This window comes from Bradyrhizobium yuanmingense (assembly GCF_900094575.1).
Taxonomy (GTDB): domain Bacteria; phylum Pseudomonadota; class Alphaproteobacteria; order Rhizobiales; family Xanthobacteraceae; genus Bradyrhizobium; species Bradyrhizobium yuanmingense.
In genome coordinates, this window is the sequence record NZ_FMAE01000007.1 from 94,264 (window position 1) to 114,706 (window position 20,443).

At 63.6% G+C, this 20,443-nt stretch carries 18 protein-coding genes; 11 read left to right on the top strand and 7 right to left on the bottom strand.

Features of this window, described 5'->3' with window-relative positions; all coding sequences use genetic code 11:
* The first annotated feature begins 16 nt into the window (after nt 1–16).
* Together GA0061099_RS25055 and GA0061099_RS25060 are read left to right on the top strand one after the other, a co-directional pair.
* The gene (locus GA0061099_RS25055; protein WP_074448099.1) at nt 17–3,199 is read left to right on the top strand and encodes an efflux RND transporter permease subunit; all 3,183 of its coding nucleotides are present in this window, start codon (nt 17–19) and stop codon (nt 3,197–3,199) included.
* The gene (locus tag GA0061099_RS25060; protein ID WP_036026697.1) at nt 3,196–4,467 is read left to right on the top strand and encodes an efflux RND transporter periplasmic adaptor subunit; all 1,272 of its coding nucleotides are present in this window, start codon (nt 3,196–3,198) and stop codon (nt 4,465–4,467) included. Before GA0061099_RS25055 ends, GA0061099_RS25060 begins: the two co-directional genes overlap by 4 nt.
* 66 nt (nt 4,468–4,533) lie before the next feature.
* Here the strand turns inward: GA0061099_RS25060 and GA0061099_RS42150 are convergent, their stop codons facing one another.
* A complete protein-coding gene (locus GA0061099_RS42150; RefSeq protein ID WP_225114043.1) occupies nt 4,534–4,845 on the bottom strand; it encodes a hypothetical protein in 312 nt (103 codons plus the stop codon).
* Between the two features lie 365 nt (nt 4,846–5,210).
* Between GA0061099_RS42150 and GA0061099_RS41365 the strand changes: the two genes are divergently transcribed.
* Nucleotides 5,211–5,591, top strand: a complete 381-nt coding sequence (locus GA0061099_RS41365; protein ID WP_162130850.1) for a hypothetical protein — start codon at nt 5,211–5,213, stop codon at nt 5,589–5,591.
* A gap of 114 nt (nt 5,592–5,705) precedes the next feature.
* On the opposite strand, the gene GA0061099_RS25070 is transcribed toward GA0061099_RS41365, so the two are convergent.
* The 4 genes from GA0061099_RS25070 to GA0061099_RS25085 all read right to left on the bottom strand — a co-directional run bounded on the left by GA0061099_RS25070 (nt 5,706) and on the right by GA0061099_RS25085 (nt 10,703).
* Entirely contained in the window at nt 5,706–6,521 is an 816-nt protein-coding gene (locus GA0061099_RS25070; RefSeq protein ID WP_036026695.1) for an IclR family transcriptional regulator, read from the bottom strand.
* Nucleotides 6,522–6,634: 113 nt separating this feature from the next.
* Nucleotides 6,635–7,729 carry an extracellular solute-binding protein gene (locus tag GA0061099_RS25075; RefSeq protein WP_036011588.1) on the bottom strand — a complete coding sequence of 365 codons (1,095 nt, stop codon included), beginning with the start codon at nt 7,727–7,729 and terminating at the stop codon, nt 6,635–6,637.
* A gap of 32 nt (nt 7,730–7,761) precedes the next feature.
* The gene (locus tag GA0061099_RS25080; RefSeq protein WP_050995987.1) at nt 7,762–9,552 is read right to left on the bottom strand and encodes an ABC transporter permease subunit; all 1,791 of its coding nucleotides are present in this window, start codon (nt 9,550–9,552) and stop codon (nt 7,762–7,764) included.
* Nucleotides 9,549–10,703: an ABC transporter ATP-binding protein gene (locus GA0061099_RS25085; RefSeq protein WP_036026694.1), complete on the bottom strand. Its 1,155-nt coding sequence runs from the start codon at nt 10,701–10,703 to the stop codon at nt 9,549–9,551. The genes GA0061099_RS25080 and GA0061099_RS25085 overlap by 4 nt, the downstream gene beginning before the upstream one ends.
* A gap of 265 nt (nt 10,704–10,968) precedes the next feature.
* Between GA0061099_RS25085 and GA0061099_RS25090 the strand changes: the two genes are divergently transcribed.
* From GA0061099_RS25090 to GA0061099_RS25125, 8 genes are all read left to right on the top strand, one after another.
* Nucleotides 10,969–11,754: a CoA transferase subunit A gene (locus GA0061099_RS25090; RefSeq protein ID WP_244429353.1), complete on the top strand. Its 786-nt coding sequence runs from the start codon at nt 10,969–10,971 to the stop codon at nt 11,752–11,754.
* Nucleotides 11,754–12,512: a CoA transferase gene (locus GA0061099_RS25095; protein WP_036026691.1), complete on the top strand. Its 759-nt coding sequence runs from the start codon at nt 11,754–11,756 to the stop codon at nt 12,510–12,512. The genes GA0061099_RS25090 and GA0061099_RS25095 overlap by 1 nt, the downstream gene beginning before the upstream one ends.
* Nucleotides 12,509–14,818 (top strand): molybdopterin-dependent oxidoreductase, encoded by a 2,310-nt coding sequence (locus GA0061099_RS25100; protein ID WP_036026689.1) that lies wholly within the window; start codon nt 12,509–12,511, stop codon nt 14,816–14,818. The genes GA0061099_RS25095 and GA0061099_RS25100 overlap by 4 nt, the downstream gene beginning before the upstream one ends.
* A gap of 14 nt (nt 14,819–14,832) precedes the next feature.
* Nucleotides 14,833–15,402 (top strand): peroxidase-related enzyme, encoded by a 570-nt coding sequence (locus GA0061099_RS25105; protein ID WP_036026687.1) that lies wholly within the window; start codon nt 14,833–14,835, stop codon nt 15,400–15,402.
* A gap of 126 nt (nt 15,403–15,528) precedes the next feature.
* A complete protein-coding gene (locus tag GA0061099_RS25110) occupies nt 15,529–16,188 on the top strand; it encodes a hypothetical protein (RefSeq protein ID WP_311735354.1) in 660 nt (219 codons plus the stop codon).
* Nucleotides 16,189–16,207: 19 nt separating this feature from the next.
* Nucleotides 16,208–16,900 carry an L-fuculose-phosphate aldolase gene (locus GA0061099_RS25115; protein ID WP_036026684.1) on the top strand — a complete coding sequence of 231 codons (693 nt, stop codon included), beginning with the start codon at nt 16,208–16,210 and terminating at the stop codon, nt 16,898–16,900.
* Nucleotides 16,901–16,932: 32 nt separating this feature from the next.
* Nucleotides 16,933–17,895: a carbohydrate kinase family protein gene (locus GA0061099_RS25120; RefSeq protein WP_036026683.1), complete on the top strand. Its 963-nt coding sequence runs from the start codon at nt 16,933–16,935 to the stop codon at nt 17,893–17,895.
* A 58-nt stretch (nt 17,896–17,953) separates the two neighbouring features.
* On the top strand, nt 17,954–18,700 hold the full coding sequence (locus GA0061099_RS25125; RefSeq protein ID WP_036026681.1) for an SDR family NAD(P)-dependent oxidoreductase: 747 nt from the start codon (nt 17,954–17,956) through the stop codon (nt 18,698–18,700).
* A 27-nt stretch (nt 18,701–18,727) separates the two neighbouring features.
* Here GA0061099_RS25125 and GA0061099_RS25130 read toward each other — a convergent pair whose 3' ends face one another.
* Both GA0061099_RS25130 and GA0061099_RS25135 read right to left on the bottom strand, forming a co-directional pair.
* The gene (locus GA0061099_RS25130; RefSeq protein WP_036026680.1) at nt 18,728–19,702 is read right to left on the bottom strand and encodes a tripartite tricarboxylate transporter substrate-binding protein; all 975 of its coding nucleotides are present in this window, start codon (nt 19,700–19,702) and stop codon (nt 18,728–18,730) included.
* 24 nt (nt 19,703–19,726) lie between these two features.
* Nucleotides 19,727–20,443 carry a GntR family transcriptional regulator gene (locus tag GA0061099_RS25135; protein ID WP_050991723.1) on the bottom strand — a complete coding sequence of 239 codons (717 nt, stop codon included), beginning with the start codon at nt 20,441–20,443 and terminating at the stop codon, nt 19,727–19,729.

The window sequence follows — 20,443 nt, forward strand, 5'->3', positions numbered from 1 at the left end:
TTCAGGCAGACCAATCATGGGAATTGTTCGCTTCGCGCTGCGGCTTCCGCATACTTTCTACGTGCTTGCGGCGTTGATCCTGTTCCTCGGCGGCATCGCAATTCGCTCGATGCCGACAGACATCTTTCCGGAGATCCGGATTCCCGTCGTCACTGTCATCTGGAGCTACACCGGCCTTTCCACGCCGGAGATGGAACAGCGCGTCAGCACCTACAGCCAGTATTCGATCAGCGCCAATGTCAGCGGTATCAAGAATATCGAGGCGCAGACCCTCAACGGCTTGTCGGTTCAGAAGATCTACTTTCAGCCGGACGTCAATCTCGATCTCGCGATCTCGCAGATCGTCTCGGCGACCAACGCCATCCGCGCTCTGATGCCTCCCGGCATCCAGCCGCCGATCATCGTGCAGTTCAATGCCTCAAGCGTGCCGGTGCTCCAGCTCAGCCTCGAATCGAACAACCTGAATGAGCAGCAGCTCTACGATTTCGGCATCTACCGGGTCCGCCAGCAACTGGCTCCCGTTCCAGGCGTGACCCTGCCCACGCCTACCGGCGGCAAATACCGCCAGATCATGGTTGACCTCGATCCGAACAAGCTGCTGGCGCGCGGATTGACACCGCTCGACATCGTCAACGCAGTGAACACGCAGAACCTGACGCTGCCGACCGGCACGACCAAGATCGGCGACACCCAGTACACCGTTCGTACCAACGCGACGCCGGCGACGATCCAGGATCTCAACATGATCCCGGTGAAGTTCGCGAACGGGGCGACGATCTTCCTGAAGGACGTCGCCCAGGTCCGCGACGGCGCCCAGGTTCAGCAGAACATTGTGCGCGAGGATGGCCACCGCGCCGTCCTGCTCAGCGTCATCAAGAACGGCAATGCCTCCACGCTGGCCGTCGTCAACGGCGTGAAAGCGGCCCTGACGTCGATCCGCGCGTCGGCGCCCGCGGGGCTGAAGGTGAACGAGCTGTTCGACCAGTCAATCTTCGTCACACACTCGGTCGATGGTGTGCTGCGCGAAGGCGCGATCGCGGCGGGCCTGACGGCATTGATGATTCTGGTGTTCCTGGGATCGTGGCGATCGACGCTCGTCGTCCTGATCTCGATCCCGCTGGCGATGCTGTCCTCGCTGATCGTCCTCTGTTTCCTCGGCGAGACCCTCAACACCATGACGCTCGGCGGCCTTGCTCTTGCCGTCGGTATTCTCGTCGACGATTCGACGGTGACGATCGAGAACACGCACCGGCTCTGGACCGAGGAAGGCATGCTGCTGCCGGACGCGACTCTGCACGGAGCCGCCGAAATCGCCATTCCGACGCTGGTCTCGACGCTCGCGATCAGTTGCGTGTTCATCTCGGTCGTATTCCTCGAGGGCCCGGCCAAATATCTGTTCACGCCACTTGGCCTTGCCGTGGTGTTCGCGATGCTGGCGTCTTATGGCCTGTCGCGGACGCTGACGCCGATCACCATTGGCCTGCTCCTGAAGGGCGAGCAACGTCATGGCGAGGGCAATCGGCCGTCAAACATCCTCGCACGCGCCTCCGCGGCATTCGAGCGCGGTTTCGAACGCCTGCGCGACGGCTATTCCGATCTGCTGCTGAAACTGCTGCGGCACCGCGCAGTGATACCCGTCGTCGCCGTGCTGGTGCTGGCGCTCGGCGCCACGATGTTCGCCTATGTCGGCCAGGACTTCTATCCCCTGATCGACGGCGGCCAGATCCAGCTCCATGTTCGCGCCCCCGCGGGCACGCGGATCGAGCGGACGGAAGCGATCTTCCAGGCAGTTGAGGACAAGATCCGCGAGGTCATTCCCGAGCACGACCGGGCGCTGATCGTCGATAATATCGGCCTGCCGGCGCGGCCCTATAACCTTGCTTTCACGGACGGTTCCACCATCGGGGTGAACGACGGCACCATTCTCGTGTCGTTGAAGGAAGGGCACCAGCCGACGGCGGATTACATCAGGAGGCTGCGGCAGGTGCTGCCGACGGCATTCCCGGAGGACACGTTCTATTTCCAGGCGGCCGATATCGTCACGCAGATCCTGAACTTCGGTCTCCCGGCGCAGATCGATGTCCGCACGGTCGGTTACGGCAACAACAATCTCGCCGTCGCCAAGGAACTGCAAAAGAATCTCGCCGCGATCCCCGGCGTGGTCGATGCACATCTGCAGCAGGAGGTCGATGCTCCCGCATTCTACGCCGACATCGACCGCACCCGCGCCGCGCAACTCGGTCTCAATGCGAGCACGGTGGCAACCAACATCAATGTCAGCCTCTCATCGTCCGCGCAGGTCTCGCCGAACTTCTGGACGGATCCGACTTCCGGCATTCCCTATTACCTGGCTGTGCAGACACCAGAGTACAGGACCAATTCGCTGAACGCGCTGGGCAATACGCCGGTTTCGGCCTCGCTTGCCGCAAGCGGGCAGACGGTGCCGGGCCTGCTCAGCAATGTTGCGACCTTCAAGCGGGGCACCGTTCCGACCAACTCGAACCAAGCCAATGTGCAGCCGGTTTACGATGTCTATGCGAGCGTGCAGGGCCGTGATCTCGGCAGCGTCGCGGCTGACATCGAGAAGGTGACGTCCACGCTGCAGAAGCAACTCCAGCCGGGCAACTCGATCCAGGTTCTCGGCCAGATCCAGAGCATGCACCAATCGTTCCGCGATCTCTCCCTTGGACTGCTGTTCGCGGCCATCCTCGTCTACCTGCTGATGGTCGTGAACTACCAGAATTTTGGCGATCCCTTTGTCGTCATCCTGGCACTGCCGGCGACATTCTGCGGCATCGTGACGATGCTGTTTATCACCGGGACGACGCTGAACGTGCCTTCGCTGATGGGAGCCATCATGGCGATCGGCGTAGCCTCCGCGAACTCTATCCTGCTCGTGACATTCGCACGCGACGAGCAATTGAAGGGGCATTCGGCATTCCAGGCGGCGCTGAGCGCAGGCCGGACGCGAATCCGGCCCGTGCTGATGACCGCGGCGGCGATGATCGTCGGCATGATCCCGATGGCGATCGGCGGGCCCGGCGAGGAGCAGAATGCAGCGCTCGCGCGGGCGGTCATCGGCGGTCTGCTGTTTGCAACACCGACCACCCTGCTGATCGTGCCTTATCTCTTCGCCATGCTGCGCAAAGGCAACGACGGCAAGCCTCATCATGGGGTATTCGAGGAGCAACCGGAATGAGTGACGTTCGCGCAAGGACCGATGACGACGGGGCGACACACCGCCCGGGGGCGGAGAGCCTCCGGATTGTGGAACTGCCGGGAAAGGGCCCTCGATCCGGACGCCGTTACGGCGGCGCGCTGCTCGGCGGAGGCGTGCTCCTCATGCTTGCGTGCGGTCTCGGCATCGGCGGCTGGCGGCACTATGAGGCCATGCGTGGCGTTGCCGCTGTGGCAGAGCAGGCTCGAACCAACCTTCCCGAGGTTCGGGTCGCGACGGTGAAGCCCGGAGGCGACATCATGAAGGTGAGCCTGCCGGCGACGACGACCGCGTTCGAGGCGGCCAACATCTTCGCGCGGACCAGCGGCTACATCGAGAAGCGCTACGTCGATATCGGCGATCGGGTCAAGAAGGGCGAGCTGCTCGTGGAAATCACTGCGCCCGAGCTCGACCAGCAAATCGCGCAGGCCCAAGCGACGCTCGCGCAGGACCAGGCCGCGCTTCAGCAGGCGGAGGCAAGCCGGGAGCTGGCCGACGTGACCAACTCGCGCGACAGCAATCTCGTCAAGCAGGGCTGGTTGACGGCACAACAGGGCGACAACGATCGTCTCACCCTGCGCGCGCAGCAAGGCGCGGTGGGTGTCGCCCAGTCGAACATCACGGCGCAGGAAGCGCAGATCCGAGTTCTTCAGCAGGAGAAGTCCTATCAGCGTGTGGTGGCGCCATTCGACGGCGTGGTCACGCAGCGTAACGTGGACAACGGCAGCCTGGTATCAGCCGGGTCCACCTTCATGTTCACGCTGATGCATTCCGACGTGATCCGAACCCAGGTGTTCGTGCCACAGGACGAAGCGTTCGGCGTTGGCCCGGGCGTCGATGCGGATATCCGCGTCCCCGAGATTCCGGGGCGGACGTTTGCGGGCAAGGTCACGCGGATCGCAACCGCGCTGCAGCCGGGAAGCCGGACGCTGCTAACCGAGATCGACGTGCCCAATCCGGATGGCCTGCTCAGTCCGGGCATATATTGCACGGTCGAACTATCGATCCCGCGCAGGACAGCATCGACGACGATCCCATCCGATGCGCTCGTCTTCGACCAGAACGGCCTCCATGTCGTGGTCGTGCGCAACAACACGGTCCATTTTCAGCAGGTCTCGATCACCCGGGATTTCGGCACCACGGTGGAAGTGCGCGACGGCGTGCAGCCCGGCGACCAGGTCGTGCTCAATCCCGCGGTCAATCTGGCGGAGGGAAGCAAGGTCACCGTTCGCAAGAGCGAGGCGAGCTAGGATGCGAAAGATGATGCGAATTGTACTCGCAGCGGCGACGGCGTTGCTGCTCGGAAGCTCTGCTGGTCAGGCACAGGTCGCAACGACCGGCACTACTGCAATGGATCTGCCGACGGTGCCGGGCGCGATCGTGGTCTCACCGCTCAACAGTCCCGGGCCGTTTTCCGCAACGACCGTGTCAGGTGCTCCGGACACGACGCTGGCGCCGGTTCCGCTCGCGTCGGATCCGACGACGCCGGGGACGGTGGTCGTCTGCGCTCCGCCGTCGTCATCGCCGACGCCGGTGCCGGCGACGCCGACCGTATCGCCGACAGGCCTTGCACCACCGGGCATCGCGGCGCCGTTGCTGCCGGTGATAAGGCAGAACAGCAGCGCCACCGGTACGATCTCCTCAGCTGCGCCCTCAGGAACAGGTACGACGGTCGGATGCAGCTCGACGCCGGGGGGAGAGGTGACGAGCGCTGCGTCCCTGCCATTGTCGATCCCGCAAGTGGCTACAAGCCCCGCACCTGGTACGATTCAGGCGGAAGCCAGTGGTGCCGGTGGGACGGGCATAGACCCGAACGCTGCGGTTGTGCCCAGCCCGAACAGCTCGGCTTGCATGGAAGGCGTCTCGATGAATCTCGCCTCGCCTGCGACTGTGCTGCCGGCGAACGCTTCAGGCGCAGCACCAACGCCCGGCGTGTCGCCGGTGCTGCCGCCCGGATGCTGAAGTCGGACGCAGATCGAACCCCTAGTGGCAGGTGCAAGACGCAGCAAGCATCGCACTGAAATTCATCAAGAAGGCTCGGCGCGATCTCGGCCCGTGTGTGGCCTATTGTTCGATGAGTGCTGTTTATGCATGGAGAAGGCTCCTCCTGATTGCATTGACATTAGAAACCTGCGCTCGGGCGGGCATTTCCAGAACGCACGTCCTGCTCCCACGGCTGCACGACCGCGTTGCGCGCATCGCCTTGCCTTCGACCCTTGAGCGGCATTTGCTATCTCAGGACGGCCCGCGCGCGTGCGATCTCCCGGCTGCACGCGTCGATGTCGCCGCTGCGATCGGCGGCGCGGGCGCGGTCGAGCGAATCAAGCGCGTCCGTGAAGCCGATGCCGTTGTCGCCCTCGGCTTTTGCGAGTGAGCGGGGGATGCCCACTTCCTGGCCGGGTATACGGGTGCGGACCTCGATCTGAAGTCCGCGATGGACGAGCAGCGGCTGCTTCCGCTGCCCGGCACCAACGCCGTCCTGGAAAGATCAGGTGGCTCGTCGTGATTGATGTGACTGTCTAGGACCGCCTCGCATTGCTGGATATGCCGCCGGCCTACTGGAATAGCCGAGGGCAGCGCCGATGGTTCGGGCTGCCTCCATCACGTGAACCGAATATTCTTTTATCTGCTTGCGCTTGATGCGGCTGTCGGGCCCGGACATGCCAATCGCTCCCACGAGTTCGCCGGAACGACCGAGGATGGCACAAGCGCAGGCGGCGATGCCCTCGCGCCACTCGCCGTGCAGGACGGAGGAGTAGCCCTGCGCGCGTGCCAGCTCGATGTCCTCCCGCAGCTCCTCGATCGTCGTTCGCGTCGCTTCCGTGTAGCGCCTCAGATGCGGCCGAAACCGTTCCAGGTAGTCATCAGGCATATGTGCGAGCATCGCTTTGCCTGTCGCCATGGTGAAAGCGGGTGCGCGCATGCCCACGCTTGTATGGGCGCGGATATGGTGAGCGCTTTCGATTTTGTCGACATAGACCACGTCGGTGTCCTCGAGCACCGACAGGTGAATGGTTTCGCCGGTGATCTCGGCAAGCTTCGTCATTGCCGGTCGCGCGACGTTGATGAGATCCATCCGGTGGATGACATGGCTGCCGAGCGCCCAGATCTTGGTCGTGAGCTCGTAGGTGCTGTGCGGGGGGATCTGGCGCACATAGCCTTGAGACTGCAAAGTCATCAGCAGCCGATGCACGTTGCTCTTGGTGAGCTTCAGCTCGCTCGCGAGGTCAGTGACGCCGCGGGGCTGCTCGCTCAGAGCAAGTGCTTCCAGGAGACGCAGTCCCTTGGTAAAAGCCTTATCCATCCACCAGCCAAAATAGAATGATATTTCACTCGATCTAGCATGGCCGCGCGAACGGCAATAGCCCAGGTGTGGAATTAACCCCGATCCTTTCGGATCGGGGCTGATCAGCCTGCTTACTGGGCCAGCAAGGCGTTGAGCTTCTCCTGCCCGTACTCTTCATTGGTGGAATTTCCAGCCGGCGAAGTCGCGCCCCAATAATCCGGGCTCCATTCGATCGCTTTCGAGACGTTGTCCGGGTTGTTGGCCCAGTAGCGCGCGAGCTTCTTGTCGGTTGCGGCCTCGAACACGACCTGGGAGGGAAGGGCGACCGGGAAGGTCGAGGTGAGCTGCGCCGCGCGCTTGGGCTCGAGCCGCCAGGACAGCAGTTTCAGCGCGTTGTCGTAGTTCGGCGCTCCCTTGGGAATCGAGAAGAAGTCGTAGTAGATGAAGCCCTGATTGAAAGTCAGCTCGATCGGGGCGCCCTCCAGCGCGAGCTTGCTCATCGAACCGGTGTAGGCCATGCACATGTCGGCCTCGCCGTCGAGCAGGAGCTGCGGCGGCTGTGCGGATGTCGTCCACCATTTGGCAATGTGTGGCTTGATCTCCTTGACCTTCTTCAGCGCCCGCTCCATGTCGATCGGGTAGAGCTTGCTCTTCTCTACGCCGTCGGCCATCAGCGCCGCCTCGAAGACGAAACGCGGCCAGGCGGGCATGCAGCGCCGGCCAGGGAATTTCTTCACGTCCCAGAAGTCGGCCCAGCTGGTCGGCACGTTCTCGCCCTTGTACTTGTCCTTGTTGTAGACGAGGCCGACGCCGATCACCTGCAGCGCCACGCCCTTCTTGCGCTTAAGATTGTCCGGCATGGCCGCCAGCGTCTGCTTGGCCGCGTCGGACAGCTTGGAATAGTCGATGTCGGCGAGACAACAGTCGCCGAGCAGCTTGGTCTCCTGGTCGAAGATGAACGTCAGGTCCCATTGAGCTTTGCCGGCCTCGGCCTGAGCCTTGATGCGTGGGCCGCTACGCGCCTCCTGGACGGTGACCACCTTGATGCCGGTCGCCTTCTCGAACGGATCGTACATGACCTTGCGCAATGCATCGCCATATCCGCCGCCCGGGTCCTGCATGATCACGACGTTGCTCTGAGCCTGAGCCGGGCCCGTCCCCATCGCGATGCACAGGGCCGAGGCCAATACGGAAACCGACAGTCGCCAGCGTTTCATTCCCAGCATTTTCTCTTTCCTCCAGTTGAAATTGATCTGTGTCACGTTGCCTTCCGCGACGTGGCGAGAACGGGCCGTGCAAGGACGAGCCCTGCGACCACCAGCAGCACCTCCAGCGTCGAGACCACGGCCAGCACCGGATTGAGCCGGTAATTGATGTCGCCCCACAGCATGAGCGGGAGCGTCTTCAGCTCCGCGCTCGACAGGAACAGCGTCAGCACCAACTCGTCGAACGAGTGCAGGAAGGCGAAGAATGTCGCTGCAGCGAGGCCCGGCATGATGGCCGGCAGCGTCACCAGGCGGAACACCGTCAGGGACGATGCGCCATGGACGGCAGCCGCCTGTTCGAGCCTTGTATCGACGCCTTGAAGCGATGCGGACAGGATCACCACGACGAGGGGAAGGCCGCCGATCGCATGCGCCGCGGCAAGGCCGAAGACGGAGCCGACCAGGTCGAAACGCAGGAACAGGCTGTAGAGCGACAGGCCGAGCACGACCGGAGGCACGATGATCGGACTTACGAGCAGCAGCATGATGGTGGACTTGCCGCGAATGCTGCTCCTGACGATGCCGAGGGCGGCCGACGCGCCCAGCACGATCGCGATTCCGGCCGACATCGCCGCGACGACCAGGGATGTCCAGAACGCCCGCATCCAGTTCGAATCGGAGAAGAACTGCTCATACCAGCGAAATGAGAAGCCCGGCGGCGGGAAGGTCAGATAGCTTGCGCTGCTGAAGGAAATGATCATCACCACGATGATCGGCAGGATGAGAACGGTAATGACCAGTCCGCCCATGAGGCGAACCGTCCAGGTCCCGAAGCTCGCCGGCAGCCGCCCGAAAAGTCTCAGAAGCGGCCAGCCTATCAAGTCGGCAGCTGAGGCGCCGAAACTACGGCGGCCGTCATCGGCGGCGTAGCGGTTAGTCGTCGTCGGTGCGGCCTCGGTCAGCTTGCGGCCGCCCCAAATGAACTCGAAGCCGAGGAAGCGTCCGGCCACCGCGACCACCGCCAGCGTGATCGTCAGCAGCACCACGCCCAAGGCCTGCAGGAATCCCTCCGATGTGACCGAGTCCGCCTGCTGCGTGATATGCATGGCAAACATCTGGTCGCCGGGTCCCCCGAGCAGCGTGGGCGTAATGAAGAACCCGATCGCTGCGACGAAGACCAGCAGGAAGCCGGCGCCCATCCCGGGTAGGGTCAGCGGCAGCAACACGCGCCAGAACGCCGCAATGGGCCCGGCGCCGCTGGCCAGCGCCGCGCGCGTCAGGCTTTGATCGAGGCGCGCCACGCTGGAATAGATCGTCAGCACCATCAGCGGCAGAAGCACCGCGGTCATGCCGAGAAGCACTGTGCCGCGATTGAAGAGGAGCTGCACCGGCTCGCTCAATATTCCGACCGAAACCAGCAGCTTGTTGACCGGGCCGTTGCGGCCGAGCAGGACCATCCAGGCGTAGGTTCGGATCAGGATGGCGATGAAATAGGGCAGCACGATCGCGGTCGCGATCAGGGCCTGGGTCATGCCGCGGCTGCGGTGAATGAGCAGCGCCGTCGGATATCCGAAGAGCAGGCACAGTCCGGCGACGGTGACCGAGATCTGCATCGTGCGGACGAGCGAATCCCAATAGAGCGGTATGGCGAATACCCGCTCGAAATAGGTCGACCACGACGGCCCGCTCACGCTGATGCGGATGAGATCGATCAGCGGGAGCAGATAGATGAAGGCCAGAAACGCGAGCGCGGGCAGGAGCAGCAGCGCCGGATCCTTCAACCTCCTGACGAGAACGAGATCCGCAGGACGGCCTGCCTGGGCGCCGATCGATGCCGCGGTCATGCAAGCACCCAGCAGTCCGCGGCGCCCCAGCTCACGTGCAGACGATCGCCGACGGCCGGCAGCGGCCGGTCGGCCATGTCGGTGCAGCGGATCAGGAGCGGATCTCCGCCCTCCATTTGCGCCTCGATCCGCAAGATCTCGCCGAGGAAGATCGCAGACGTGACGCTGACGGGCGTGGAATTCGCAGCCGGCTCGTTCGACACGGCGATGCGTTCCGGACGCACGAGCACAGTTGCACGTCCGACGTCGATCGTGTCCCGGCTTTCGGCGCTGAACACGTATCCTGCACGGTTCTTCATCGTCAGTGTCGATCCGCGCTTCTGCAGGATCTCGGCCTCGATCAGATTGCTCTCGCCGACGAACGAGGCGACGAAGCGATCTGTCGGATGCCGGTAGATGTCCAGGGGGCGGCCGATCTGAACGATCTTGCCGGCGTTGAGTACCGCGATCCGGTCGCTCATCGTCAGGGCTTCGCCCTGGTCATGGGTGACGAACAGGATCGTGCTGCCGATGGTCTGGTGAAGGTCGCGGATCTCGATCTGGATCTGCTCGCGCAACCGCCGGTCGAGGGCGCTGAGGGGCTCGTCCATCAGCACGACCTTGGGCTTCCTGACGATGGCGCGGGCAATCGCGACGCGCTGCTGCTGTCCACCCGACATTTGCGAGGGAGACTTCGTCGCATGCTCCGTCAGCCGCATGATCTCCAGCGTTTCGGCGACGCGGCGCTCCGCGGTCGCCCGGTCAACCCCCGCCATCCGAAGCGGAAACGCGACGTTCTGGCTGACCGTCATGTTCGGAAACAGCGCGTAGCTCTGGAACACCATGCCGAAGCCGCGCTTGTGCGTGGGTACGTTGTGGACCGGCTTGCCGTCGACGAGGATCTCGCCGCTGTCGAGGCTCTGGAATCCGGCGACAAGGTTGAGCAGCGTCGTCTTTCCGCTGCCGGATGGGCCAAGAAGCGTGATGAATTCGCCGGGCTCGATGTCGATGCTGATCCGGTCGACCGCATGAAAGTTGCCGTAAGCTTTCACCGCTTCGCGGACGGCAATGCTCGATCCGATCGCGTCGCGGTCCCGGAGGCGGCCGGTTGGCAATGTCCGAACGTTCGCATTGCCAGAGCGCATCACACGCTGAGCCGAAGGCTCGCCCATTCTATCCTCCCAGTGTGTTCTATATTGTAGAACGCTATTCCAATTATTGTTGGAGCAGCGCGTCGTCTTGTCAAGTCGCGCCGCCTGATCGCGGCGCAAAAGTGCGCTGCTGCGGCCGGCTGCGCGCGAAAGTGCTGGAAATGAAGGCTCCGCCGGCGAAGCCAGATTGACAGCATCGTCCAAATCCGCCTAACATAATTTGGAATTGCGTTCTACAATATAGAACAAAGCCGGGAGGGTGATGGTGTTGAGCGAGCCTCGCGTCATGGCGAAGCACATCGAGCCGGGCATGCGAGTCGCACTGCCCGTCGATTACGCCGGCGTCTCCATGGCCATGACGCGTCCAATGATCGAGCATGGCGCGGGCGATCTCGATCTGGTCTGCGTGCCAACCGGCGGATTGCAGCTCGACCAGCTTGTCGGCGCAGGTCTGGTCCGGACGGTGGAGACCAGTGCGGCCTCGCTGGGCGAAGCAGGTGGAGCGCCCCGGTTCAACGCGGCGGTCAAGGAAGGCGCGGTTCGACTGAAGGACGCGACCTGTCCTGCCATCCATGCGGGCCTGATGGCGGCGCAGAAGGGCAGCCCCTTCATGCCCCTTCGCGGGCTGATCGGAACGGATCTGCTGCGCCACCGCGACGATTGGCGTGTCGTCGACAATCCGCTGGCGGATGGAGGCGATCCGATCGTGCTGATTCCCGCCATCAAGCCCGACGTCACGATCTTCCATGTGCCGATGGCTGATCGCTTCGGCAATGTCTGGATCGGGCGACGCCGCGAGCTTGCCGCAATGGCCTACGCTTCGCAGACAGTTCTCGTCACGGTAGAGCGCATCGTCGAGGAAAATCTGCTCGCCGACGAGATGAGCGCGGCCGGCGTGCTGCCGGCACTCTACGTCACGGCAGTCGCGCGCGCACCGAAGGGCGCATGGCCATACGGTTTATGGGGCGAGTATCCCGCCGATAGCGCGGAGATCGCGCGTTATGCGAAGGCCGCGCGAACGGCCGACGGCTTCTCGGCCTATATGGCGCAGGCGCAGATGGAGCCCGCGTGATGTCGGACGTTCTCCCTCGCGAAGTGCTGATTTGCACGATCGCGCGGCTGCTCGATGGCGTCAGGCATGTTGCCGTAGGCGCCTCCTCTCCGATTCCTGCCGCCGGCGCGATGCTGCTGCGTGCAATGAAGGAGGCGCGTGGCGCCGTTGGTCCACGCATCTCCATCCTCGGTTCTGTCGAGCATAATTTCTTCACCAACGGTTCGGCGGAGCTGTTCGATTGTGCAGGTCAGGGCCGGATCGACGCGTTCTTCCTCGGCGGCGGCCAGATCGACGGCCTTGGCAACGTGAACCTCGTCGGCACCGGTGACTATCCGCGCTCCAGCGTGCGCTGGCCCGGCTCGTTCGGGTCGGCCTATCTCTATTTCGTCGTGCCGCGGGTCATCCTGTTCCGCGAGGAGCATACGCCGCGCGTCTTCGTCGAGAAGGTCGACTTCATCAGTGCCCCCGGCGTCAGTCCCGAGGGAGTCTTCCGGAGCGGCGGCCCCGTGGCTCTCTTGACCGGCAAGGGACTCTTTCGATTCGACAAGACGCGGCCGGGGTTCGAGCTGGAGAGTGTTCACCCCGGGCACGATCTTGCGGAGATCAAGCAAGCGACCGGCTTTCGATTCGAGCATGAAGCCGAGCCGCGGCAGACCGCGCTGCCCGATCGATCGACACTCGATCTGCTCCGCGGCCGCGTGTTCGACGAACTCGCCGAGACCTATCCCGAATTCGCCGCGCAGATGCGGCGCGAACTTGGAGCGGTGGACGCATGAGCAGGATCAAACGGATCCCGCATTGCAGCCATTGGGGTGCGTACACGATCCTCGTCGAGGATAATCGCATCGTGGGCATCGAGCCGTTCCAGCACGATCCGGCGCCGTCCCCGATCATCCATTCTATTGCCGAATGGGCAAATCCCGAGCGGCGCGTGCTGCGGCCGATGGTCCGTTCCGGCTGGCTGGACAAGCGCGAAAAGAGCGATCGCCGCGGGCGTGGCCGAGAGAAGTTCGTTCCGGTCAGCTGGGACGAGGCGACGACGCTGGTTGCCGACGAAGTGCGCCGCGTCGCCGACGCGTTCGGGAACGCATCGATCTTTGCGGGCTCCTATGGTTGGACTAATTCGGGGCGCCTGCATCATGCCTCTTCGCTTCTGAAGCGCATGCTCAATCTGGTTGGCGGCTTCACCCGGCACGTCGATACCTATTCCATCGCGGCGGGTCCGGTGATCCTGCGCCACACGCTGGGCAACGACGACGCGTGTGGCGGCCGCGCCAATACGCTCGACACGATCGAGCAGCACACCGAGACGCTGGTGGTGTTCGGCGCTCTGTCGCCACGAACCGCGCAAAACGAGGCCGGAGGAATTGGCAGCCACCGCCTCGAGACTTATCTCAGGAAAATCGTCGAGCGTGGCGTCAAGGTCATCCACGTCTCGCCGCTGAAGGACGATCTGCCGGACTGGGTCGATGCCGAATGGTGGCCGATCCGGCCGAACGCCGACACTGCGCTGATGCTCGGCCTCGCCGGCGAGATCGTGAAGGCCGGCCGGCACGACACGGATTTCCTTGCGCGCTGCACCAGCGGCGCGGATCGTCTTCTTCGCTATCTCGAAGGCAAGGCGGATGGCGGACGAAAGGACGCCTTGTGGGCCGCCGGCATCTGCGGGCTCGGTGCAGGCCAGATTGCCGAGCTCGCAAGGCGCCTGGTCGACACGCGGAGCATGTTGACGGTGAGCTGGAGTCTGCAGCGTGCCCATCACGGCGAACAGCCGTTCTGGGCGGCGCTCGGACTGGCCTCGATAATCGGCCAGATCGGGCTGCCGGGCGGCGGTGTCGGTTACGGCTATGCTTCGCTGGGAGGTGTCGGGGCCCCGCTCAATCTCGGCAAGTCTCCAGCCATTTCACAGCTGAAGAGGCCGATCGACAGCTTCATTCCGGTGGCGCGCATCAGCGACATGCTGCTCAATCCCGGTCGGCCATTCAGCTATGAAGGCGAGATCCGCTCCTATCCGGATACGAGGCTGGTCTATTGGGCGGGCGGCAATCCCTACCACCATCATCAGGATCTTAACCGCTTGTCGGAAGCCTGGACGAGGCCCGAAACGATCATCGTGCAGGACCCGATGTTCACCGCGACAGCCCAACGGGCCGACATCGTGCTGCCGGCAACCACGTCGATCGAGCGTAACGATCTTGCCGGCAACAGGCGCTCCGACTTCATCCTGGCCATGAAGAAGGCCATCGAGCCGCTGGGCGAAGCCCGCTCCGACTTCGATATCTTCAACGCGATTGCAGGCAAGCTCGGTGTGGCCGAGCGCTTCAACGAAGGCCGCGACGAAATGGGTTGGGTCCGGCATCTCTACGAAGCCTGCCGCGACGACGCCTCGAAGCGCTTCGGCTTTGAGATGCCGGATTTCGACGCATTCTGGGAAGCCGGCTATGCCCACTGCCCGGTCAAGGCAGACCACACGTTCCTGGCCGACTTCCGCAACGAGCCCGAGGAACACCCGCTCAACACCGAAAGCGGAAAGATCGTGCTCGGCAGCGAGACGCTTGCCAGGCTCGACTATCCCGACTGCCGCTCGCATCCTGCCTGGATCGAGCCCGCCGAATGGCTCGGCACTGCAGAAGCTGGCCAAATGCACCTCATCTCGCATCAGCCGGCTGGTCGTCTTCACAGCCAGCTTGAAACCGGCCCATCGAGCCGCGTCATGAAACGCAATGGCCGTGAACAGGCCCGTCTTCATCCTGACGACGCGGCTGCTCTCGGCATCGTCGACGGCCAGACGATCCGCATCTGGAACGACCGCGGGGAATGCCTTGCGACTGCTGAGGTCAGCGACGAGGTCCGCCGGTGGGTGCTTGTGCTCCCGACCGGCGCCTGGTTCACACCGACCGGCAATAGCGGCCTCGAGGTCGCCGGCAATCCGAACGTGCTCACGCTCGACATCGGCACGTCTCAATTCGGCCAGGGCTGCTCGGCCCATACCTGCCTGGTGCGGGTCGAGCCCTACGCCGCCGATCGGCGCGATGCGTTCGAGGCCTATCAGGAAACGCTCGTCGCGCTTGCGGCAGTCTAACAGGAGCTTGGAACATGTCTGCAACCGCGATCAGCCGCTTTCCCGTTCCCGATATCGCGACGCTGCCGGAGGATATCCGCGCACGGATCGAGGCCGTTCAGGAGAAGTCTGGATTCGTCCCGAACGTCTTCCTGACACTCGCGCACCGTCCGGACGAGTTCCGGGCGTTCTTCGCCTATCACGACGCTCTCATGGACAAGCCCGGGCCGATCACCAAGGCCGAGCGCGAGATGATCGTCGTCGCGACCAGCAGCGCCAATCAATGCCAGTATTGCGTCGTGGCGCACGGCGCCATCCTGCGCGTGCGCGCGAAGAATCCGCTGATTGCTGACCAGGTCGCCGTCAACTACCGCAAGGCCGATATCACCGCGCGGCAAAGGGCGATGCTCGATTTCGCGATGAAAGTCTCGGTGCGCGCCTATGAGGTGGACGATTCCGACCTCGTGGATCTCAAGGGACATGGATTCACCGAGGAGGACGTCTGGGACATCGCAGCCATCGCTGCATTCTTCGGCATGTCGAACCGCCTCGCCAACGTCACCAGCATGCGTCCGAACGACGAGTTCTTCGCGATGGGACGCTAAACGCCGCGAACGAGAGCTGCAATGGTATCGCTGGTCATCGACAGGCGCTTCCGGGGCCCACCCAACTCCGGCAACGGCGGTTATGTATGCGGATGTCTCGCAAGGCACGTCAGTGGAGACGCCGAAGTGACGTTGCGCGCCCCACCGCCGCTGGAGCGGTCGCTCGACGTGCTGACGGGGGCCGACGGCGGGATCGAGTTGCGCGAGAAAGACAAGCTGCTCGCGACGGTGCGTGCAACAGACATCGATGTGCCGGACGTTCCCAGGGTAAGCTACGAGGCGGCCGAAGAGGCGGCCGGCCGAACACCCTACGAAGAGCAGACCCATAACCTTCCGACTTGTTTTGTCTGTGGCCCCGCGCGTGGTCACGGCGATGGTCTTCGCATCTTCGCAGGCCCGCTGCAGGCGGGCGCTGTCCCGGGCAAGCCCGTCGTGTTCGCGGCCTCCTGGGTACCTCATCGGAGCCTGTCCGGTGCGGACGGCCATGTCGCGCCCGAATTCGTCTGGGCCGCTCTCGATTGCCCGACCGGCTATTGCAGCGTTGGCGCCCGTCACCTGGGATTGAAGGGCGACGAAACGGCGCTGCTCGGACGCATGGCCGCTCGGATCGAACGCCGGCCGCGTCCCGGAGATCGATGTGCGGTGGTGGCGTGGCCGACCGGGCGGGAAGGCCGCAAGTTGTTTGCCGAGAGTGCTTTGCTCGATGCCGAGCAGGAGGTGCTGGCGACCGCGCGAGCCACCTGGCTGTTGGTCGACCGTCAGGTCCAGCTCGGAGCAAGTGCATGAACCAGGGTGGAAGCAAGGTATGACCGGCCGCGAAGCAGAGCTCGAACTTCGTCAATCCATCGTCGACGCGTGCCGCGAGATGGCGGCGCAAGGCATCAACCAGGGAACGTCCGGAAACATCAGCGTTCGAGCCGACGACGGCATCCTGCTGACGCCGTCCGGTCTTCCCTACGACCGCATGAAGCCCGAAGACATCGTGGCCATGAAGTGGGACGGCTCATGGACTGCATCGGCCGGCAATGTTCCGTCGACCGAATGGCGTTTTCACCTCGACATCCTCAAGTCGAAGCCGGAGGTTGGCGCCGTCGTTCACGCCCATCCGGTCTTTTGCACCATCATCGCGATCATGAATCGCTCGATCCCTGCGATTCACTACATGATTGCCGCGGCCGGCGGCAACGACATCCCCTGCGCGCCCTATGCGCAATATGGTACGGCCGAACTGTCGCAGGCGGCCCTGAACGCGCTTCGCTATCGCCGCGCCTGCCTCCTCGCACATCACGGGCTGATCGCCATCGGTCCCAACCTGCGCAAAGCCTTGTGGCTCGCGGTGGAGGTCGAGGTGCTCGCCAAGCAGTATCACGGCTGTCTTCAACTTGGCTCTCCTCCGCTGCTACCGGACGAGGAGATCGACAGCATCCTGAAGCGATGGGGGCATTACGGCCTGCGCGATAACGAAGGCGCTCCCAAGATTACCCAGCTGTCGAGCTAGATCACGATCAAACCACTGTCCTGCGAGAAATCATGGCTCATTCTCACGACGTCAGCGTCTGCGGTACTTATATTCTAGACATTCTGGGGGTCCCGGTGACCGAGATTCCGCCCGGTGGCGGCCGCCTGCTGATCGAAGAAATTCGGCTGGCGGTCGCAGGCACCGCCGGCGGAACGGTCGTCCCTTGCGCGCGGCTCGGTCTGAAGGCGCTCGCGGTTGGTGCCGTCGGCTCCGACGAGAAGGCTGATTGGATGCTGAACGCGCTGGAGCGCGAAGGCATCGATATCGCTCTGATGGAGCGAATGACCGGCGCTCCAACCTCTGCAACGATTTTGCCGATCCGGCCCGACGGCTCGCGTCCGGTCATGCATGCGAGGGGCGCCTCAGCCCGATGGCGGATCGCGCCCGAAACGCAAGTAGCCGCATGCCGGAGCAAAATTCTCCATCTCGGCGGGGTCGGCTCTCTGCTTGCGATGGATGGAGCGCCTTCCGTCGCATTGCTTCAGGACGCGAAAGCCGCTGGTTGCACGACGACGCTCGATCTCATCCAGGCGCGGCGTGAGACGCTGGCGCTGGTCGAGCCTCTGCTGCCTTACGTTGACTTCTTCATGCCGAGCATCGACGAGACCAGTGCCATGGTGGGAACCGACGATCCCGCCGCATGCGCGCGGTTCTTCATCGACAAGGGAGCAGGGGCCTGCGCCATCTCTCTCGGCGCCGATGGTTCCTTCGTGATGACCCGCGACGGGCGCCAGTTCACGATGCCGGCGTTCGACGTTGCCGTTCGCGATACGTCGGGATGCGGCGATTCCTATACGGGCGGCTTCATCGCGGGGCTGGCTCGCGACTGGGACCTGCTCGACTGCGCCAAGCTTGCGACCGCGACGGCCGCGATCGTCGCGACGGGGCTGGGTTCGGGCGCCAATCTCGTATCCTTCGAGGAAACCGTGAAGGCCATGAACACCTTGCCAGTCCGCAAGCCGGCTCGCGCCTGATCTTTTCAACGCCGGTAAAGAACCAACATTCATTGGAAATAACAGGGGAGAACGCAACATGGCCCGACATGCGATCGTGACGGGAGCAAGCCGCGGCATTGGCCGTGCAATAGCCATTGGGCTTGCAAGGCGAGGCTACGATCTCGCGCTGACCGACATCGCGGCCCAGGAGAAGGTTCTGCTCGAGACCGTCGCCGAGGTCGGCAAGCTTGGCGGCCGCTGCGTCCAGGTGCTGGGCGACGTCAGCGATATCGGCGATTGCAGGCGTGCGGTGGCTGAAGCCGTCCAGGGCCTCGGGCACGTCGATGTCCTCGTCAACAATGCGGGCATCCTCAGGCTGGCCACCATCGACGAGCTGACGACGGATACATGGGATCAGACCTTCGCCGTCAACACGCGCGGCGTCTTCCAGATGACCCAGGCCGTGGTGCCACACATGAAGGAGCGCAAATACGGGCGGATCGTCAACATCGCCTCGCTCGCCGCTCGAACGGGCGGTCCGGGACAGTCCCACTATGCTGCATCGAAGTCGGCGGTGGTCGGCTTCACCCGGGTGTCGTCCATGGAGTTCGGCGGCTACGGCATCACGGTCAATGCCGTATGCCCGGGCATCATCGTGACTGAGATGGGGATGAACAATCTCCGCGATCCCGAGCGTGTCGCCTATTTCGAGAAGGTCACGGACTTGCACCGGCTCGGGCAGCCGGAGGACGTCGTCGGGCCCGTTGCGTTCTTCGCGTCTGACGATTCTGCGTTTGTGACCGGCCAAGCCCTCAACGTCGACGGAGGCATCTTCTACAGCTAGCAACGGGGTCGATCCGCTCTAGCTAACCTATTGCGGCTCGATGCCGGCTGCCTTGATGATCCTTCCCCATTTGCCGATCTCAGCCTTGAGAAAGGCTTCAAGGGCTTCCGGCGTCGCGCGTTCGGGTTCAACCGGGGACATGCTGAGCTCACCAAACCGATTGATCAGGGCGGGATCCTTCAGCGCGGTCTGCAGCGCGCCGACGAGTTGGTCGACTACGGGCTTCGGCGTGCCGCGCGGGGCGTAGAGGCCATACCAGGTCGTCACGTCGAACGCGGGAAGGCCGGCCTCGGCCGAGGTCGGCACGTTCGGCAGCGTTGCAACCCGCTTCTTGCTCGTGATCGCGTAGCCCTTGATCGTGTTGGACTGAATATAAGGCGTCGGCCCGGTTGCAGGGTCGCAATAAACGTCGATGTGGCCGGCGATGACGTCGTTCAGCGCTGGGCCGCCGCCCTTGTAGTAGATCGGGGTGAGCTTGGTATCGGTGGTGCTCATGAACATCAAGCCGCAGAGCTGTGAGGCCGAGCCGAGACCGACATTGCCGAAGGTGATCTTGTCGCCGGCATTGCGGATCCGCGCAATGAGCTCGTTGAGATCCTTGGCAGGAAAGTTCGGCCGCGCCACGAGGATCATCGGGACGTCGGTGACGAGCCCGATCGGGGCGAAATCGCCGACCGGATCGAACGGCAGCTTGGCGTAGAGGGCCGGTGCTGTGGCCTGGCCGACATGCATCAGCAGCAGCGTGTAGCCGTCGGGGGCCGCCTTGGCCACACGGTTGGTGCCGAGCGTGCCGCCGGCGCCGACGACGTTTTCGATCACGATCGACTGTTTCAGCGTCGCACTCATCGCGCCGCCGAGGATGCGTGCGATCACGTCGCCGGGACCGCCAGCTGAGAACGGCACGATCATCGTGACCGGGCGGGTGGGGTAGTCTTCCGCAATGGCTGCGCGGCAGGGATAGAGCAGGACAAACAGGATCAGCGATCGTACGAGATACGTCATCGAACACTCCCTGGCGGCAATGTTTTAGTCGTCGGAAGGCGCCGCCTCCTTGGCTGCCGACGATTTTTCGATCATGTCGAGCGCGGCCACCGCAGCCGCATTGATGTGGTCGACGCAGCAGCGCTCGGCGAGGTCCGCATCGCCGTTCTGGATCGCGCGCCAGATCGCGGTAACCTCGCGCAAACTCTTGTTGATCCGCTTCGGCTGCGACATCGAGGTGATCCGCAACAGCTGGATTCGGTCATGCAGCGGCTTGAGCATGCGCTCGATGAACGCGTTGCGGCAGCCACCGATCAGAGCGGCGTAAAAGTCGGTCTTGGCTTCCAGGCATCCGACGAGGTCCTGCTTGGCTGCGGCTGCCTTCAGCCGGGTCAGGGCTTCCCCGATCCGGCGAGCCACTTCCGGGTCGTGAAGCCTGGCGCATTCACGGCCGGCGAAGCCTTCGAGCACCGCGCGGGCGGCGTAGAGCTGCCGGGCCTCCTCCAGGCTGATCGTGGAGACCACGGGGCCGCGGTGAGGGACCGTATTGACCAGCCCGTCGGCCTCGAGGGCGCGTAGCGCTTCCCGGATCGAGGGGCGGCTGACGCCCATCATCTCGCAGAGCTCGCGCTCGACCAGGCGCTGGCCCGGTTTCAGCGTGCCGGACATGATCGCCTCGCGCAGCTTTTGCGCCACCATCGCCCGGACGGTCGGTACGTCATCGATGCGGAGTGTCGACTGCAATTCGCGGCGTCTTTCCAT